The organism is Yersinia vastinensis, assembly GCF_044905075.1.
GTDB classification, from domain to species: domain Bacteria; phylum Pseudomonadota; class Gammaproteobacteria; order Enterobacterales; family Enterobacteriaceae; genus Yersinia; species Yersinia vastinensis.
Genome location: NZ_CP173260.1, coordinates 1,831,314 through 1,850,361, shown reverse-complemented (window position 1 = coordinate 1,850,361; position 19,048 = coordinate 1,831,314). Strand labels below are relative to the sequence as shown.

Below are 19,048 nucleotides of genomic sequence, written 5' to 3'. Positions count from 1 at the left end.
AAAAAACCTAGTTGATAACCCATGCGGATCAAGCTAATAACCCTATCTTTTTTAAGACAATATATTTCTTTGCTTCATCTAACTGCCTAAAAAATTAGCTTTTATCGCACTGCTCATTTAAGAAAAGAGTCACTTGGCGGATAATGGCACGTTTAATCCTAGACCTCTGATTAGCATTTATGGTGTGATGAGGCTTCAATAACAGGATAATACCGGTATACTCCTGCGACTTTTAGATTATGCCGACTGTGGAAAATGCTCCTACGAGGATGCTGTATAGCGCCATGACCCAAGACGCCTCACCGATTTTGACTTCATTGCTTGATACAGATGCTTATAAGCTTCATATGCAACAAGCAGTGTTCCATCGTTATCGCCATATTACCGTTGCCGCGGAATTTCGCTGCCGTGGTGATGAGTTGCTGGGCGAATATGCCGACGAGATACGCCATCAAATAACGCTGATGAGCCAATTGGCGCTGTCTGATGACGAGTTTACCTATCTCTCGGGCTTACCTTTCTTCCAAGATGACTACCTGAGCTGGTTACGGGATTTCCGTTTTAACCCTGAGCAAGTCACCGTATCGGATAAAGAGGGAAAATTAGATATTCGTATTACCGGGCTATGGTGTGAAACGATTCTATGGGAAGTACCATTACTGGCGGTTATCAGCGAAATAGTACATCGCCGTCGCTCTGTGCATGTCACGCCAGCCCAGGCTGTCGAGCAATTACGCCACAAATTGCAGCAATTTAAAGCACTCAGTGCCGATATCGACATTACTCATTTTAAGTTGATGGATTTTGGTACTCGCCGTCGTTTCTCTCGCGAGATACAAAATGCGATTGTCAGCAGCTTGAAAGATGAGTTCCCCTATCTGGTCGGAACCAGTAATTATGATTTAGCACGCGAGTTGGCTTTAGCGCCGGTTGGCACTCAGGCCCATGAATGGTTTCAGGCTCACCAACAGATAAGCCCGGTTCTGGCTAACAGCCAGCGCGTCGCGCTACAAGTTTGGTTAGATGAGTATCCCAGTCAACTTGGGGTCGCATTAACCGACTGCATAACCATGGATGCATTTCTGCGCGATTTTGGTGAAGAGTTCGCTAATCGTTATCAGGGTTTGCGACACGATTCAGGTGATCCTGTTGAGTGGGGTGAAAAAGCCATTGCTCATTATGAAAAACTGGGCATTGACCCTATGAGCAAAACATTGGTGTTCTCGGATAATTTGGACTTGGAAAAGGCACTATCGCTGTATCGCCATTTCTACCAGCGGATTAAATTAGTCTTTGGGATTGGCACGCGGCTCACCTGTGATATCCCAGGAGTGAAACCACTTAATATTGTGATTAAGTTGGTTGAGTGCAACGATAAGCCAGTCGCTAAACTTTCTGACAGCCCAGGTAAAACTATTTGTCAGGATCCCGCTTTTGTAGCTGAATTGCGTGAAGCCTTTGCCCTGCCCTTGGTTAAAAAAGCCAGCTAATATACTGCCAATACGTTGAGGGATAGTCGGGTTAATATTATCCGACTATCCCAAATACAGACACTTTCCACCCGCAACTTTCCCTTCGATTAAACTTCACTTCGATTTATGCCGTCTTTATTTAAGCTAACGACAGAAATGTTGCACTGATCTGGTGATTTCTACTTGTGTCCTGCCCTGCCACAAGTAACATAGCAATATCCCCATTTTGTTGGGTTATTCACTATTTTTATACCCAAAGTCATTGGCGCAACAGGTAGGCTGCTAACCCTCCCTGTCGCTTCAAGTGCAAAGGGCTAACTATTAAAGAGAGAAATCTATGAGCGTAGTGCCTGTAGTCGACGTACTGCAAGGCCGTGCTGCGGTTGACAGTGAAGTCACCGTACGCGGTTGGGTGCGTACCCGGAGAGATTCTAAAGCGGGTATCTCCTTCGTTGCCGTTTATGACGGTTCCTGCTTTGACCCGTTACAGGCCGTCGTGAATAATACTTTGCCGAATTATCAGGATGAAGTGCTGCACCTGACTACCGGCTGTTCCGTTGAAGTGACCGGAACCGTGGTTGCATCACCGGGTGAAGGCCAAAGTTTTGAGATTCAGGCAACGGCTATCAAAGTGGTCGGTTGGGTGGATGATCCCGATACCTACCCTATGGCCGCTAAACGTCACAGCATCGAATATTTACGTGAAGTTGCACATTTGCGCCCACGTACCAACCTGATCGGTGCCGTTGCACGTGTTCGCCATACTTTGGCGCAAGCCATCCATCGTTTCTTCGATGAGAATGGTTATTTCTGGGTTTCTACCCCATTGATCACCGCTTCAGACACTGAAGGGGCTGGTGAAATGTTCCGTGTATCTACATTGGATCTGGAAAACTTGCCACGCACAGAGTCGGGTGCAGTTGATTTCAGCGAGGATTTCTTCGGTAAAGAAGCCTTCCTGACTGTATCTGGCCAGTTGAACGGCGAAACCTACGCCAGCGCGTTATCAAAAGTTTACACTTTTGGCCCAACTTTCCGTGCGGAAAACTCCAACACCAGTCGTCATTTGGCTGAATTCTGGATGGTCGAACCTGAAGTTGCTTTCGCTTCATTAGATGACGTTGCCGGTTTGGCCGAGAAAATGCTGAAGTACGTTTTCCAGGCTGTGCTAAACGAACGTGCCGATGATATGAAATTCTTTGCCGAGCGCGTCGATAAAGATGCTGTCGATCGCTTGCAGCGCTTTGTCACCTCTGACTTTGCTCAAGTTGACTATACCGACGCCATTGAAATCTTGCTGGCATCCGGCCAGAAATTTGAGAACGACGTGTCTTGGGGCATTGATTTGTCCTCTGAACATGAGCGCTATTTGGCTGAGAAACACTTTAAAGCACCGGTGGTGGTTAAAAACTACCCGAAAGACATTAAAGCTTTCTATATGCGTATGAATGAAGATGGTAAAACCGTGGCAGCAATGGATGTTCTTGCTCCAGGTATTGGTGAAATCATCGGTGGTTCACAGCGTGAAGAACGTTTAGATGTGTTGGATGCCCGTCTGGCGGAAATGGGCCTCAATAAAGAAGATTATTGGTGGTATCGTGATCTGCGTCGCTACGGCACTGTGCCACATTCAGGTTTTGGCCTTGGATTTGAGCGCTTGATCTCATATGTAACAGGAGTTCAAAACGTTCGGGATGTCATTCCATTCCCACGCACACCAAGAAATGCCAGTTTCTAAGTTTGTCATTTAGAAAATAATTGTCTTTTTGTATAAAAAAAAGCCAGCCCTGCTGGCTTTTTTCATTTTTCAAAGTTCGATCCAAGTCACAAAGTTCCCTGATATTTACATTTTGTAACACATAGTATCCCAATGAAACATATTCTGGTAATTGGTAGCATTTTCGGTGTGGATTATAGGGCCTGTGAATGGAACACTGCGTTCAGACACAGACGACACCAAACTCTCAACAATAGTTCCAAAAAAATTATTGGCGGCAGTGGCAGGTGTCCGAATAACACCAATGAGGGTAATAATAATGATGAAGCGCAATATTCTTGCAGTAGTAATCCCAGCATTGTTAGTGGCTGGCGCGGCTAATGCAGCAGAAATCTACAACAAAGACGGCAACAAACTTGACCTGTACGGTAAAGTTGACGCGCGTCACCAGTTCTCTGATAACGCTAAACAAGACGGCGACGAATCTTATGTTCGTTTCGGCTTCAAAGGTGAAACCCAAATTACTGACCAACTGACCGGTTACGGCCAGTGGGAATACAACATTCAGGCTAACAACGCTGAATCTCAAGGCGCTGATGGCAACAAAACTCGTCTGGGCTTCGCTGGTCTGAAATTTGCTGAGTTCGGTTCATTCGACTACGGCCGTAACTACGGCGTTATCTATGATGTCAACGCATGGACTGACATGCTGCCAGTGTTCGGTGGTGATTCAATCTCCAACTCTGACAACTACATGACTGGTCGTTCTACTGGTCTGGCGACTTACCGTAACACCAACTTCTTCGGTCTGGTTGACGGCCTGAACTTTGCCCTGCAATACCAAGGCAAAAACGAAAATGGCCGTGATGGTCTGTTGACTACTCAGAACGGCGATGGCTTCGGTCTGTCTTCTACTTATGACATCGGTTACGGCGTAAGCTTCGGTGCTGGTTACTCTACAGCTAACCGTACCACTGCTCAGAAAAATGCTCACCTGAGTAATCTGTATGTTGCTGAAGGTGATAAAGCTCAAGCATGGAACGTTGGTGCTAAATACGACGCTAACAACGTATACTTGGCAGCAATGTATGCAGAAACTCAGAACTTGACTCCGTTCGGTAACGACGCTATCGCGAACAAAACTCGTGATATTGAAATCACTGCACAGTACCAGTTCGACTTCGGTCTGCGTCCATCTCTGGGCTACGTTCAGTCCAAAGGTAAGGATCTGAACAACAACACAGATACTAACCATGACCTGTTGAAATATGTTTCTGTTGGTACTTACTACTACTTCAACAAAAACATGTCTACCTATGTTGATTACAAAATCAACTTGCTGGACGAAGACAAGTTTACCGTTGCTAACGGTCTGAACACTGATGACGTTGTTGGTGTTGGCTTGGTTTACCAGTTCTAAGTCAGACTTAATCATGCAGTTTACCTGCTGAAGTAAGTTAAAAAAGACAGAGCCTCGGCTCTGTCTTTTTGTTTTATCCCATCGCCAATATAGGGATATTCCGCTGTAGATTGGCCTATTGTGCCGATTTTTCACCCTGAATCCTCCTGCCTCACAACATTCATTTCTTTTTCTCGCAAACGGTTGGCAAAGACCGCAACTGGCGCTACCCTGAGGGTTCTGTTTGCTTAACGCTAAGCCATGGAAGCCTCTGACATGTTTGAAAAAATCACTGCTGCACCTGCGGACCCAATTCTGGGCCTGACCGATATTTTCCGCGCGGATGACCGCCCTAATAAAATCAACCTGGGGATCGGTGTCTACAAAGACGAAACCGGGAAGACGCCGGTGCTGACCAGCGTAAAAAAAGCTGAGCAGTATTTGCTGGAAAATGAAGTTACTAAAAACTATCTGGGTATTGATGGCCTGCCCGTTTTCGCTAGCTGCACTCAGGAACTGTTATTCGGTGCTAATAGCGCCATCATTACTGATAAACGTGCGCGTACGGCTCAAACCCCGGGTGGGACTGGCGGATTACGTATCGCTGCTGACTTTATTGCCCACCAAACCAGCGCCAAACGTGTCTGGGTCAGCAATCCAAGCTGGCCAAACCATAAAAACATCTTCGCTGCAGCCGGATTAGAAGTGGTTGAATATGCCTATTATGACGCAGCAAACCATGCACTGGACTTCGATGGCTTATTAAATAGCCTGTCAGAAGCGCAAGCAGGCGACGTAGTGTTGTTCCATGGCTGCTGCCATAACCCAACAGGGATAGACCCGACAGAGGCCCAGTGGAGCCAATTGGCTGAACTGTCTGTGGCGAAAGGTTGGTTGCCACTGTTTGACTTTGCCTATCAAGGTTTTGCCAAAGGTTTAGAAGAAGATGCTCAGGGCCTACGTATTTTTGCCGCCAAGCATCAAGAACTGATCGTGTGCAGTTCTTATTCTAAAAACTTCGGCCTGTACAATGAGCGTGTTGGGGCATGTACCGTCGTTGCCGCGAACAGCGAAGTGGCAGATATTGCTTTTAGTCAGGTTAAAGCCGTTATCCGTGCTAACTATTCCAACCCACCAGCCCATGGTGCTTCTGTGGTTGCGACTATACTCAGCACCCCTGCGCTACGCGCAATTTGGGAACAAGAACTGACTGATATGCGCCAGCGTATTCACCGCATGCGTCAGTTGTTTGTTAATACCTTGCAGGAAAAAGGCGCTCAGCAAGATTTTAGCTTTATCATTAACCAGAACGGCATGTTCTCGTTCAGCGGTCTAACCAAAGAACAAGTTCTGCGTCTGCGCAATGAGTTTGCTGTTTACGCCGTAAACTCTGGCCGTGTTAACGTTGCCGGCATGACACCAGACAATATGGCTCCACTGTGTGAAGCTATCGTTGCTGTGCTCTAATAAAACTCCGTGACTGATTGTAAAAAGGGTGCCTTAGGCACCCTTTGTTTTATATATCAGTACAAAAAATCTTAATGGAACATATATTTGGCAAATTCTGCCATTGGCATTGGTCGTCCGTACATATAACCTTGTAGATAATCCACCTTATGGGCTTGCAAGTAACGCATTTGGGTATCGTTTTCCACTCCTTCGGCAATGGTTTGCAACCCCAGCCGAGTAGCTAGATCGATAACATTTCCCACAATGTGGCTCGACAGAGCATCTGAACCAATCATCCCAACAAAACTTTGGTCAATTTTTATAAAATCGACTTTAAATTTTTGCAAATAAGTCAGACTCGAATGCCCAGTACCAAAATCATCAATGGCAATAAAAACCCCTAAAGCATGCAATTCTGCAAATAATCTGTCAGTGGTTTCATCTGCAATAATCAATTTACGCTCAGTTAATTCCAGCGTGATATTAATCTTATTGCCACCAAAAGCCTGAATAAAGTTTCGACAATCATCTACCAAACTTAAATCGCGGCAATGACTAGCACTAATATTAAAGCCAAAGTGGAAACCTTCAGGTAATTGATTCACATAAGGTGCAAATTTTGCACTCACTTGCTGCATAATTGAGCGAGTCATCGGCACAATGAGTCCATTGTCTTCAGCCATCGGAATAAACTTATTCGGCTGAATAAGCCCCTGACGTGGGTGTTGCCAACGCATTAATACTTCACAGCCCACCCAGCATTGGTCTTTGCCGGAAACAATCGGCTGCATATAGGGAATAAATTCGTTATTTTCTAATGCGTGCCTTAATACCAATGTAGGTGATGCAGCTCTACCGGATAACCAAAAAGTAAGCACCGCGGAACCAACGCTCACTAGCACAAAGAAAATTAAACTGCCTCGTGCATATTGCCAAGCATAATTTAAATATTGTTGATGTGAGAGTGTCGTACTTAATGAGTAGGCATATTTTTCTGAAGCCAGATATAGAGGCTCGCCTCCATTTGTCGGGTTACTTGAATGGACCACCCCAGCAGAATCCATCCATTTATTGCCGACTTTCAGTCGCAACTCAATATCGTTACTTAAGAGATTCAAAATACTTCGCAAGTAATAACCATCAACTGCAACCAAAATGCTGTAATCACCCCGCTCTTGTCGGTAAACCATCAAAGCGCGATCAGGGGTAACATCATTACCCGACATTAATTCTAATTGCCCATCAATAAACACATCTAAATGAAAAGATGTCGCGAGCGGGCCATATATAGATGAACAATAAATCGTAGTGCCTTTCGCTAAAGAAACAGAACGAACATCCGGAATCATTACGACTTGATCGCGTAAATTCTGCACAACTTGTAAGCAGGGTTTCCCTAATCCAGTTTCGACCTGAATAGCGGCATGCTGTAAGTTATTAAATATCTGATCAAAGCGCGCTCTACCCTGCAATAACTTGGCCTCAGCATCCTGATGCATATTGGCTTTTGTCTGCCCGTAAATCACGACAGCGCCTAACAGTAGAAATAGTAATAAAACCATGCAAGAAAAGCCGAGCCGGGACAGTAACTTATTAGGTCTGAAACGACGAAATGGCATAGTAGGTTCCATTGAAAGCACTCGTAATACGACGAACTCAAAGCGGCAACAACTAACGATGCCGAGTTAATATCAGTTATTTCTTTTATGTTGTTGTGTTACGCCTTGCTGTGGATAGGCATCATATTGACCTAATGGTAATCGCCATTATGTTCGTAGCGCCAACGAATAGCTGATCATTGGTTCACAAAATACTGTAATCGCTAACATTAAATATAACGCAAAAAAGGCACCTGACGGTGCCCTTCTACTATTCAATAACGTTGAGTATAAAATTAACTCTGCGTATCACCAAATTGCGGGTTCTTCACGTATAAATGGATTGGTTTGCCGTTCGTGACCTAATGTAGACATCGGGCCATGCCCCGGAATAAAGGCCATGTCATCTCCCAAAGGTAACAATTTGGTCCGGATAGAGTTAATCAGTTGTTGATGATCGCCACGTGGAAAATCACTGCGCCCAACACCACCATTAAAAATAACATCTCCCACCAATGCAAGCCGGTCTTGTTGATCAACAAAAACGATATGTCCTGGCGTATGTCCAGGGCAATGCAACACTGATAATTCGATGTTACCCACCGTGATTTTATCACCCTCTTCCAGCCAGCGAGTCGGAGTGAAAGCTTCACATTCGCTTAAACCAAACATTCGGCTCTGTGCAGGTAGGCCTTCTAGCCAAAAAGTGTCTTCTTTCTCTGGACCATAAATAGGGGCTTGGAAATGTGCGGCTAATTCAGCAGCAGCGCCCACATGATCCAGATGACCGTGAGTCAGTAGAATCTGACTCACCTTAACACCCTGACGCTCAACCTCAGCAATGATTTTAGTCGCCTCACCACCAGGATCCACAAGTGCAGCCTGCCCTGTTGCTTCACACCAGATGAGAGTGCAATTTTGGCTAAAAGCCGTCACCGGAATAATTTGATATTTCATAAAGCTCCAACCCCAATGCCATAACCCATAAACTCAAAGCATTGGCAGAAAAATGCGTCTTACCAGGTTCGTGTCGGCCCAGTATCAATATGCACAAAATTACTGCGAGGGTAATATCCTACACCACCTGCGCGCATTTTTAATGCCGCTTTGCGGATATTACTCAATTGAATACCTTCAATATGAAAATCCATCGCTCGCCCTTGAGTATGGAAACTGTGTTTAGCCACTCCCCGGCTACGTTCGCGCAGTTCATTATTCGTATCAAGTGAGCGATAGCCTGAAATAAGCTGTACCGGTTTAGTTGTTCCGAGAAGACCTTGCAAACGGTAGAGTTGGTCGAACAAGCGAGGATCGATAGTTTTAACTTTATTGGCCCGATAGTCGCGGAATAGATGGTTTAAGCGGGAAAGTTCATCTTTGTTATAGCTTCGACCGTCAAAAAATTCGGCTTTTATGGACTCACCTGTATTCAGGTTATTCAGGGTCAAGATACGTGGACGAGGAGTAGAGAGGGTAGCGAATGCTTGCCCCGGAAGCAGCGATATACCCAACGCCGCCCCGCCTAACGTTAGCCATTTACGGCGATAATTATCAATTTTATCCATGATCTCTGTTAATACCCGGCAAGAATGTCAAAAGTAAGCACTATATAATGTGCCGTCCCGAACCATAACCGCCTACGGAAAACCAGTCAACCCGCATTCGGCACGCATTCACTGTGCGTTTAGTTTAGGGAAGAGGACGCTCACTGTTGAGCGCCCACAAGACAACCCGATATTGAGACCATTAGTTATTGAGTTTTACTGCATTTATTGCAGCAAAAGTTCAGCCTGTTGGGAGATTTGTGAACCTGATCTCACCGTCATATCATAATTGTAAATATCTGTTCTAAACTGCGGTTTACCATCATCAGCAACCCACGCCGTTAGGTAATACAATTGCACCGGGATACGCTGGCGAATGTTGACATAAGTGGTATCTCCCTGTTTTAAGGTCGATGAAACTCGCGCATCATTCCAGCCCGCATCTTGCAACAGCATATTGGCTAAATCAGAAGCTTTATTCACTCGCACACAACCTGAACTCAGTGCACGGATATCTTTCTGGAACAGACCATGGTTCGGCGTATCATGCAGATAGATAGCATCAGAGCTTGGCATATTGAACTTGAATCGCCCCAATGAATTGCTAGCACCTGGCGCCTGACGCAGACGATATGGGAAGTTGTTCGGTGAAATCATGCTCCAGTCAATCATTGACGGGTCAACAACTTCAGCATCATTACTCCAACCAGACAACACGGTATAGCCATGGCGCTGGAAATAACTGGAATCATAACGCGCTTTCGGCACGATATCCTGACGCACCAAAGACGTCGGCACGTTCCACGGCGGATTAACCACTACATTATTCAATGCGCTACTCATCAGCGGTGTTTTGCGGCTTGGGCGGCCAACAATCACGCGGGATGAAAGCACCTCTGTACCATTCTTATAATAATTCAGAGAATAATTTGGGATGTTAACCATAATGCCGTTATCCACTCGTCCCGGCAAAATGCGTAAGCGCTGAATATTCAGTGCCAATAACGTGGCTCGCATTTGTGGAGAAACATTCAGCCATTCGCGAGTACGGACGCCGATAACACCATCATCACTCAGCCCATGCCATCGTTGAAAACGTTTAACGGCTTCCATCAACTCTGGTGTGTAGACATTATCAGTCACTGTGGCAGTAGATGTCAGAGCTGTCGATGCAGGAGCAACCACGCCCTCAGTCACCGGAACGTCAGCGACAGGAGCTGCCGATGGGCTAACCACCAGACTATGCGCTTGGGCGCGACTTTTCTCTTCATCAACCGAGAGATCATCATTGACTGCCGCAACCGCAGGATTATCGGCCGGGATAACTTCTGGGGCTTTCACTGGCGCTGATGCCACAGGATTCAGCATGCCAGTTCGGTCAAGAATTTCTCGCAAAGCAGGAATATCGTCACTAAGCTGACCTGGGCGCAAACTCGGACCATTGGTCATTTGTGGCCATGGGCGACGGTCAGCCAGCATCTGCTTCAATGCCTGATGCATTTTTTCATATTGCGGATGTTGGGGAGCCAGTGACGCCAGATAAGGTGCAGTGGTTCCTTCGTGTACTGCTTGTTGCCAACGATTTAAAATTGTGGCCGGCGGCATCGCCATTTTGTACGGCACATTGCTATATAGCCAGACACTGCCGTTGGCCCCGACGCCTGAGATAAAGTGTAAATATCCCAACATCGCATCGGAGAGAATGACATCACGAGCCATGCCAGTAATGTCAGGATCACTGAGCCATTTCACCCATTGCATAAATTGCGGTTGAATACCGGAGAGCGCCACTTCCGCCAATTGTTGCTGAAAATGCTGAACAGCCGTTCTATCTTGCCACATGGGCTGCATTTGATTAGCGGCATAAAGTACCGCTAACTCAGAAAAATAGTGCGGAGTGACGTTTTTCGGCAGCGTCGCCAAAAGCTGAGAACGGCTTTGTGCGACCGTCATACTTTGCGGCGACGTTGACAATGCTGAAGATGAATCTATAGACATGACTGGCGCAGTCGCTGATGCAGTCAATATTGGCATCACGCTACAAATTAAAGCGCAATATAACGCGAATGTACGTTGCGTATTTCTTTTCTTTAGCGACATTCTATGCCCCCGGTATGCTTGTCTAAGTACGTCATAGTCTGTCGTTACCTTTCTTCCCTGAAGTCGCAGCATGCTAGCGGCTTTCTTGCCCGAGTGGCTGACGGGTACCCACCCAGCACGATTTGTTCGTTGACGGCAATACCTCCTATTATTGGGTATTAACCATATTATACAAACAGAAATGCCACTGAGTGACCAATATTATAAATTTAGCCATTTACGTTACGCTAACAGATTTCCTCTGGTTATAAAATATAACCCTCAAATGTGATAGCAAATAAAAAATGGCCGCTTAGCGGCCATTAAAGGGAATAAATTATTATTACGTCTTTGCTGATTGATAATTAACCAGGCTGCTGTTGCTCAACGGGCTTCGATGGCAGTGTTGGTATTTCGTTCGCAAAACCACGTAAACCGACCACATGTACATGCTCATGATTTTGGAAGACTTTTCGCACCAACTTGTAGGTTGTCCCTTTTTCCGGACTAATATTTTCCGGCGCAGCAATAATTAATTGCATTTCCAACCGCTCGCACAGCTCAAATAATGTCGCGATAGACTTCGCATCCAGACGCGCCGCTTCATCGAGGAACAGTAAGCGGCAAGGAGAAATATCTTTGCCACGTAAACGACGAGACTCTTCTTCCCAACTCTGAACAACCATCACCAGAATAGACATCCCCGTACCGATAGCTTCACCAGTTGATAATGCCCCACTCTCAGCTCGCAACCAACCATCTGCACCCCGGTAAACCTCAACCTCCAGCTCCAGATAGTTACGATAATCCAATAACTCTTCACCGATGGTTTGTGGCAAACGTTGCCCCATATCCATTTGTGGATTCAGGCGCTGATACAGTTTTGCAAGTGCTTCAGAGAAGGTCAGCCGATTACTGTTAAACAAATCCTGATGCTGTTCTTGTTGCTCAGATAACACATCAAGCAGGGTGGCGTGGGCTTCGCGCACATTCACATTCAACCGCACACTCTTCACCTGACCGAATGACACCGCTTGTAAGCCCTGATTGAGCATACGGATGCGGTTCTGTTCGCGCTGAATGGTTTTACGGATGATATTCGACACACTTTTTGAACTGATCGCCAGTTTCTGCTCACGGGCGGTCAATTCTTCCGTCAGACGACCCAGCTCAATTTCCATCTGTTCAATGGCTTCAACCGGATCATCGGTGCGGATAATATCCTGCCGAATTCGCTCACGCAGATGCTGATACACCGCGATATAGAACTGAATTTTCCGTTCAGGTCGTTTAGGGTCTTCCGACAACCGCAGCACATCACGCAGATGTTCGTTATCGGCCACAGCCAAACGCAGTGCCCCCAACGCCTTATCCGACATCGAACGTAGCTCGTCACCATCCATATAAGCCAATTCGCGGCGATGTAAACGGCGCTCAACACCATTATCTTTCACCATCCGCATCACGGCACACCAGCCTGCTTTAGCATTCACCACTTGCTCGCGAATCTGATGATAATCTCGCTCCAACTTACGCAGTTTTTTCTGCAAGCTGTCCATCTCGGCTTCACAGAACGTCAGTTGTTTTTCCAACTGATTACGACGCGAACGGTTGGTACTCAATGCAGCATGTAATTCATCACGGCGAGCACGGGCGCGGGCTTCCGCATTCGCATCAGCCTGAACACCAATATCCACCAGCTCTTGACTCAACTCTTTGAGCATGTCGCGCTTGGCGTCATAGGAACTTTTCAATGACGCTAACACTTGATTGTACTGAGTGAACTGAGCCTGATACTGACGTAACTGCTCGCGGGCGCGAGTACGCTCGGCTTCAGCCTGCTCTAAACGCTGTCGCAATTTATCGTTAAGATCAGAGTTCTCCGTCAGCATGCCCGCAGAGTCGGTATAGCTAAAGTGCGCGCGGCGCTGAACCACCTCCGTCAGGGCAAAAGCTTGCTGTTTCGCCTGACGTTGGCTGTTTTGTGCCAGCACATAGTTTTCTTGTAATTGTTCATGTTGCTGCGGATCACTTTGCAGCACCGCCAACAAGGGTTCCAGTTTGGTCAGAGAAGCGCCGTGTTTCTGAATATGCCGAGCCGCTTCTTGTGCTTCGGTTAACTCTTCCGTAATTTCTTCAACACGGTCGGCTAACGTATCATCAAGCAGCAATGAAACCAGCGGTATCAATCGGTTAAGGGCTGAAATCCCCTCTTTGGCCTGTTCGAACTGTTGACGTTGCTGCTGATTTTGGTCTTCGTGCGCACTCAGCGCTCGCTCAATTTCACCACGGCGAGTATTCAGCAAGCGAATTTCAGCTTCGGGATCTGAATCAAATGCCACCGCCAGATGGGAACCTATAAAACGGCTGAATGCTTGATGTAAACGCTGCGTTTTTTGCACATCAAATGACAACGTCGCGTAACGTTCTGCCAAGCTATCGCGCTCTTGATACAGCGACTCCAGGCGATTTTCACGGGCCGCACGGCCAAACAGGGGCACTTCCGGGTAGCGGGAATATCGCCATTGGCGATCCGCAATTTTCACCACGACCGCTTTTTCATGCTCTTCAACGGCAAAAACACTGTCATCAAATGACTGTGGATCCCCCTCGATGAGATAGAGATCTTCTGGACAATCTTCCAACCCCAGCAATTGATCACGCACCAATGACAGGTCTGGTACCACAATACCGTGGCGTGATGGACCATATAATGCGGAGAAGTATGGCGCATCATCGATAGTCACATCGTCATAAATCTCAGAGAGCAATACGCCGCCAAAACGCTCGGCTAACGCAATCATCCGTGGATCTTCAGCACCACTTGGTTGACTCAAACGCTCGATCTGCGCATCAATGGCGCGCTTGGTTGCCGCTACTTCATCACGTTCAACCGTGGTTTCGCGTTCGCGCTCCAGCAACTGCTGCATGTATTCGGTGACCTGACGGCTGTCTTCCAGCGCTTCACCGCTTTGCTCACTCAGTTGGCTCAAGGCATCCTGCGCTGCCAGCCAAACGGGGGCTCGCGCCGTCAGTTCCTGAATTTTCAGTTTCAGCTGTTCCAGTTCCTGACGCATTTCCATGCGCCGTTCGCCGGCATCGCTGACGCTAAGAGAAAGCTCTTCAACCTGTGATTCCAGCTCACGCTGTAACTCTTCCAACTCTTCTGGTTGATAGTTCTGCCCTTGACGCTTGCAAAACTCTTGCAATAAACGCTCAGCATCCTGCTGGGCACGCAAGCGCTGTTCCAGCTCGGATAGGCGCATGCGCAATGGTTGGACACGTTCGGCCAAATGTTGCTGGGATGGCCAGTCACGTAATAATTCACGGGCGGTCTGCCAAGCTTCGCTACGACTGACCTGACCGGCAATCGCAACCACCAACTGATAAGCTTGCTCAAATTGGCTGTGTGCGGCATCGGCAACACTCAGTTTTTGTTCGAGCTGCAATAAAGACTCGGTCGCTTCCTGCTCTTTGGCCTGGAAAGTTTCCAACCACTCTTCAGCATTATCTGCGGTTAACTCCGGCAACTGACACAACGCGCGCGCGCGATCCAAAGCCTGCAATGCTTGCTGATATTGAATAGCTCGCGTCTGTTGCACATCCAGCGCTTGCTGATAATCAGCCAACTGACTTTTCAGTTCATCCACTTCCAGCTCGGCAGCTTCGGCCCGCGCTTCATTATCAGCTTGCTGCTCACTTGACTCGGCAACGACTTCGTTTTGCTCTTCCAGTCGGTAAGTCAGCTCTTCCAAATCACTTTGATAGCGTTCGATTTTTTCCTGCTGGCGCATCGCGGTTTGCACCAGACTCAAGTGATCACTGGCAGCTTGGTAGTCGGTCTCAAGATCAGATTCTGCCCCACTTTGCTCCGCCAACTCACGGGACATTTCGACATGCCGATACTGCTCGGTCACCAGTTGCTTGCGGCTCGCCAGCAAATCACGACGCAGTACTAAAGCATCATCAAGGTGAATACGCCGCTCATTAGCATGGCGCATATAGTCAGCCGCAACATAAGACGTCGCCTCTGAGATCAGGTGCTTAAACAGGTCACGGTCAGATTGGGTGACACGAATCGCCTCAAGGGTCATGCGGTTTTCACGCAGCGCCGCTTCCATGTCTTGGAAGGCTTTTCGTACTCCGCTATTTTCTGGCAATAAATAATCGCGCAATGAGCGGGTAATGGCGCTGGAGATACCGCCGTACAATGACGCTTCAATCAAACGGTAGAACTTGCTGCGATCAGCCGAAGAGCGCAAACGCTTCGGAATCACCCCTAAATCAAACATCAGCGAGTGGTAATCAGTGATGGAGTTAAACTGCTTAAACTGCACCCCTTCCATCTCTTCAACGCGCTCTTTCAGCTCTTGTAAAGACAACACGCGCGCCTGACGTTCACCCACAACTTCAGTAAGAATTTCAGTCGGCTGAATCGCGGTTGGCAATCCTTGAATGGTGAACGGCTTGATATCAACTTTTCGATCACGCCCGGCAACTTGTTGCAGGCGCACGCCAACTACCACGCGCTGATGGCGAGAATTGACCACATCGAGTGTTGAGTAGCACACCCCTGCACGCAACTTACCGTGCAAACCTTTATCGCGGGAACCACTGGTGGCTCCGGCTTCTGTGGTGTTACGAAAATGCAGCAACGTCAGGTCAGGAATTAATGCCGTGACGAAAGCGGCCATGGTGGTGGATTTACCTGCACCATTACCGCCAGATAAAGTGGTGACTAACTCATCAAGATCGAATGTCCGGGCGAAAAAGCCATTCCAGTTAACCAAGGTCAGTGAGCGAAACTTTCCGCGTTCAATCATTCCTGTTCATCCTCTGCACTGTCCGCTGCATTGCCCATGGTGATATCGTTTTCATCACTTTCATCATGGAGTGACAGACTGTTCTCTACCGCCATGGCTTCTCCATCACGGATCATACGTAACTGGGCTTCACGTGGATCATCACCGCTGCGTACATCAGCACCAAAGCGGAACACCGCCTCAGTGATGCGAAATTTGCTACTGTCATTGCCCATAAAATAGATCATCCCCAAGCGCCGTAGCCGGTTGAGTGACGTTCGTACTTTTTCCTGCAACTTCTGCTTATCCAAATCTGAACCGGTTGAGCGCTGGTTAACGAACTTCAGCAATTTGCTCTCATCGGCCAGACTCAACAGCTCTTCGTATAGCTCATGCTGCGCGAAAATCCCTTCATGGGCCAAGCGCTCTGGGCTGAGATACAGATAACAGAGAATTTTGCCAACCATCATATCCAGCTCAGATAACACCGAGCGTGGGATAAGAGTGGTAGAGCGCGGACGCAGATAGAAGAAACCCTCCGGAGCACGGATTAATTCCACGTTATAGCGGGTATAAAATTCTTCCAGTTGCTCCTGAAAATCCATCAGGAAAGCATGATTATCCAGCTCATCAATACCAATATGGCGGCCAGCACGCAATTGACTGTCGAGCGCCGGAAACAGTGAGTTGGCCAATGCCTGAGCCAGTTTAACCGGCATTACTACTTCAATATTTGTTGATGACATGTGCCTGCACCTTGGCTCCGTAATCATTGATTGCCAACCATTCGGCTGGTAACCCTGAGAAATCGGCTTCGGCCACACCAAGGCGAACTGCCTGGTCGACCAGGATACGAGCCACGTCAAAATGACGAGCACGCGGATATTGCGCGAGGTAATCGCGCATCACTTCCCCCAGATTAAGCGGCAATTTCTGCTCTTGATAAACCAGCAATGCCTGCTCAATCATGGCGGCTAACTGCTCACGGATTTCATTAAACTCTTCAAATTCCAGATCCGGTGGCAGCTCCCCTGTGACCTCTTCACTGCGCAGCGCCAGCTCTTCATCGCGCATATCTAGCAAGCGATCGGCGTTAGCGTAGGTGAGGGTCCAAGGGCTATCAAAATAGTTCTGTACTGATTGGCGCAAGCGCTGGGCAAATACCCGATTTTTATCCATATCAATTGCAGTACGGATAAACTTGTGTACGTGGCGGTCATAGCCAATCCACAGATCAATCGCCTGCTGACCCCAACTGATAATACGGTCAAGTTTGCTTTGCAGGTCAAACACCAGTTTATCAACCAGATCCAGCCCCGCATTGCCGATGGTGGCTTCCTGAATGCGCAATAAATTCGCCTGAAGTTTATCACCCGCCGCTTCTAACGTGTCTTGCAGCTCTCGCAGAGTGCCGGAGGTTTCTGATAGCAACATTTCGCAGCTGGCAATGGCAGCACGCCAGTCTTGATTAAGCAGCGCGGCAATATCTTCTTTCACGCTATGTTGCTGCTCATCCATCAAACGCTGCGTCATATCAATGCTGTCAAAAATTTCAGCAACTGAATATTTCAGTGGGGCGAAGACGTTGCGATGCCAGTGGAATTCATCGCCGCCCTCTTCTGCTGCCTCTGCTGCGCGTTGCAGCTCTTGTGCCACAATCGATAACTGCATTGATAGCCGTAGAGTCGAGAACTCACGCTGGCGGATATAATAATCTGTAATACCAATGCCCAATGGCGTCAGGCGGTAAATAGCATTACCGTCGGCCATTTCACTGGTAAAGCGGTTCAGTAAACGCTGGCGCACCATGTCATTGATGGCATTATTGGCACGCACTGCCACGGTTTCGCTCGTCTGTTCAAAACCTTTACTGACGTGACGAAATGCATCAACCAACTCCCCTTCGCTCATTTCGCCGTCCAGCCGCTCACCGTTTAAGGTGGCAATCGCCATAAGAAAGGCCAGACGCTCCGTTGGCAGAGTAATCGAAAAATCATTTTTTCGCGCCCAGGCGACCAGTTCGGGTACTGTCTGGGAAAATTCACTCATAATGGGTCCTTCAGATTCGGCTTGAACGCAGAGACATGCACATAGCGCCCCAAACTGATAAAGGGTTCCTGCCGGCAATAGCGCTGTTCCAGCTCCAATAATTCAGCAAACTCATCAACTTGTTGCTGTTTATTCTTCATGTAATCGTGAAACACCCGGACTCCTGTCTTACCACTAATGGATAAACCCATTTGCTCAAGCCAGCCATATACAACCGGTGGGTCCAGAGGATATTGCGGTGACAGCGAGCGCTGTCGGCGCCTTTTGACGCCCGGTATTGCCAACTGAAAGTTACCTAATACCGCATTACGCATCACCAGCCCATTGGCATTGAAAAACATTAATGAAAGCGCGCCACCTGGATTTAATACATTACAAAGTATTTGCAGAACTTGTTGAGGCTCTGCAATCCATTCTAAAACCGCATGAAACAATATCAGATCAACTGGCTGTTCTAAATGTTGTGTGATGTCTTGTGCCGCACTTTGTACAAATTGCATGTTGTGGCTCACACCTTTTTCCTCGGCGGCCACTTTTGCTCGCTGAATCATCTCAGCGGACAAGTCACATAATAGAACCTGATGGCCCAATGCCGCTAATTGGCAAGCCATATGCCCTTCACCGCCACCCGCATCTAAAATCCGTAACGGCCGTTGCGGTAACTGCGCTAACAGCCCGGTGATATCTTGCCAAACTACCGCCTGACGAATCATTCCTTTCGTCGTGCCGTAGATATTGCGGGAGAACTTCTCGGCAATATCATCGAAATTGCGATCCTGCATGGATAACTGTTCCACCATCATCAATATAACTATTGATTTACCGGCCTTGATAGAGACGTGCAAATCAATGGCTACAGCAAAAAGAATAACTACCAACCTGCTATTTTGGCACAGCCTGACTTAGAATAAATCTTCTTGGCCCGTAATCATCACCAAA

Annotated in this window: 12 protein-coding genes; 4 read left to right on the top strand and 8 right to left on the bottom strand. The window is 47.5% G+C overall.

The window, feature by feature from the left end; translation table 11 throughout:
- Window positions 1-284: 284 nt before the first annotated feature.
- The 4 genes from pncB to ACIOG0_RS08525 all read left to right on the top strand — a co-directional run bounded on the left by pncB (window position 285) and on the right by ACIOG0_RS08525 (window position 6,055).
- A complete protein-coding gene (gene pncB / locus ACIOG0_RS08540) occupies window positions 285-1,490 on the top strand; it encodes a nicotinate phosphoribosyltransferase (protein ID WP_128450868.1) in 1,206 nt (401 codons plus the stop codon).
- A gap of 319 nt (window positions 1,491-1,809) precedes the next feature.
- Entirely contained in the window at window positions 1,810-3,210 is a 1,401-nt protein-coding gene (asnS, locus tag ACIOG0_RS08535) for an asparagine--tRNA ligase (RefSeq protein WP_050097142.1), read from the top strand.
- Window positions 3,211-3,511: 301 nt separating this feature from the next.
- Window positions 3,512-4,609, top strand: a complete 1,098-nt coding sequence (gene ompF / locus ACIOG0_RS08530; protein ID WP_164908309.1) for a porin OmpF — start codon at window positions 3,512-3,514, stop codon at window positions 4,607-4,609.
- Window positions 4,610-4,864: 255 nt separating this feature from the next.
- Entirely contained in the window at window positions 4,865-6,055 is a 1,191-nt protein-coding gene (locus tag ACIOG0_RS08525; protein WP_050097140.1) for an amino acid aminotransferase, read from the top strand.
- 71 nt (window positions 6,056-6,126) lie between these two features.
- Here the strand turns inward: ACIOG0_RS08525 and ACIOG0_RS08520 are convergent, their stop codons facing one another.
- The 8 genes from ACIOG0_RS08520 to cmoM form a co-directional block, all read right to left on the bottom strand.
- Window positions 6,127-7,656: a cyclic diguanylate phosphodiesterase gene (locus ACIOG0_RS08520; protein ID WP_050097139.1), complete on the bottom strand. Its 1,530-nt coding sequence runs from the start codon at window positions 7,654-7,656 to the stop codon at window positions 6,127-6,129.
- Between the two features lie 288 nt (window positions 7,657-7,944).
- Window positions 7,945-8,592 carry an MBL fold metallo-hydrolase gene (locus tag ACIOG0_RS08515; protein WP_050097138.1) on the bottom strand — a complete coding sequence of 216 codons (648 nt, stop codon included), beginning with the start codon at window positions 8,590-8,592 and terminating at the stop codon, window positions 7,945-7,947.
- Window positions 8,593-8,651: 59 nt separating this feature from the next.
- Window positions 8,652-9,200, bottom strand: coding sequence for a YcbK family protein (locus ACIOG0_RS08510; protein WP_050097137.1), 549 nt, complete (start codon window positions 9,198-9,200; stop codon window positions 8,652-8,654).
- Window positions 9,201-9,404: 204 nt separating this feature from the next.
- Window positions 9,405-11,279, bottom strand: coding sequence for a L,D-transpeptidase (gene ldtD / locus ACIOG0_RS08505; protein WP_050097136.1), 1,875 nt, complete (start codon window positions 11,277-11,279; stop codon window positions 9,405-9,407).
- Window positions 11,280-11,623: 344 nt separating this feature from the next.
- On the bottom strand, window positions 11,624-16,081 hold the full coding sequence (gene mukB / locus ACIOG0_RS08500; protein ID WP_050139696.1) for a chromosome partition protein MukB: 4,458 nt from the start codon (window positions 16,079-16,081) through the stop codon (window positions 11,624-11,626).
- Complete coding sequence (gene mukE / locus ACIOG0_RS08495; RefSeq protein ID WP_050097134.1) at window positions 16,078-16,806, bottom strand: chromosome partition protein MukE; 729 nt, start codon at window positions 16,804-16,806, stop codon at window positions 16,078-16,080. The genes mukB and mukE overlap by 4 nt, the downstream gene beginning before the upstream one ends.
- Window positions 16,787-18,109: a chromosome partition protein MukF gene (gene mukF, locus ACIOG0_RS08490; protein WP_050139697.1), complete on the bottom strand. Its 1,323-nt coding sequence runs from the start codon at window positions 18,107-18,109 to the stop codon at window positions 16,787-16,789. The genes mukE and mukF overlap by 20 nt, the downstream gene beginning before the upstream one ends.
- Entirely contained in the window at window positions 18,106-18,891 is a 786-nt protein-coding gene (gene cmoM, locus ACIOG0_RS08485) for a tRNA uridine 5-oxyacetic acid(34) methyltransferase CmoM (protein ID WP_050097132.1), read from the bottom strand. Before cmoM ends, mukF begins: the two co-directional genes overlap by 4 nt.
- Window positions 18,892-19,048 lie beyond the last annotated feature (157 nt).

What these genes read in the sequence shown, in the direction of transcription:
- ompF (WP_164908309.1), top strand. Translation starts at nt 3,512, where the DNA reads ATGAAGCGCAATATTCTTGCAGTAGTAATCCCAGCATTGTTAGTGGCT.
- cmoM (WP_050097132.1), bottom strand. Translation starts at nt 18,891, where the DNA reads ATGCAGGATCGCAATTTCGATGATATTGCCGAGAAGTTCTCCCGCAAT.
- ACIOG0_RS08525 (WP_050097140.1), top strand. Translation starts at nt 4,865, where the DNA reads ATGTTTGAAAAAATCACTGCTGCACCTGCGGACCCAATTCTGGGCCTG.
- mukF (WP_050139697.1), bottom strand. Translation starts at nt 18,109, where the DNA reads ATGAGTGAATTTTCCCAGACAGTACCCGAACTGGTCGCCTGGGCGCGA.
- ACIOG0_RS08520 (WP_050097139.1), bottom strand. Translation starts at nt 7,656, where the DNA reads ATGCCATTTCGTCGTTTCAGACCTAATAAGTTACTGTCCCGGCTCGGC.
- pncB (WP_128450868.1), top strand. Translation starts at nt 285, where the DNA reads ATGACCCAAGACGCCTCACCGATTTTGACTTCATTGCTTGATACAGAT.
- ldtD (WP_050097136.1), bottom strand. Translation starts at nt 11,279, where the DNA reads ATGTCGCTAAAGAAAAGAAATACGCAACGTACATTCGCGTTATATTGC.
- asnS (WP_050097142.1), top strand. Translation starts at nt 1,810, where the DNA reads ATGAGCGTAGTGCCTGTAGTCGACGTACTGCAAGGCCGTGCTGCGGTT.
- ACIOG0_RS08515 (WP_050097138.1), bottom strand. Translation starts at nt 8,592, where the DNA reads ATGAAATATCAAATTATTCCGGTGACGGCTTTTAGCCAAAATTGCACT.
- ACIOG0_RS08510 (WP_050097137.1), bottom strand. Translation starts at nt 9,200, where the DNA reads ATGGATAAAATTGATAATTATCGCCGTAAATGGCTAACGTTAGGCGGG.
- mukB (WP_050139696.1), bottom strand. Translation starts at nt 16,081, where the DNA reads ATGATTGAACGCGGAAAGTTTCGCTCACTGACCTTGGTTAACTGGAAT.
- mukE (WP_050097134.1), bottom strand. Translation starts at nt 16,806, where the DNA reads ATGTCATCAACAAATATTGAAGTAGTAATGCCGGTTAAACTGGCTCAG.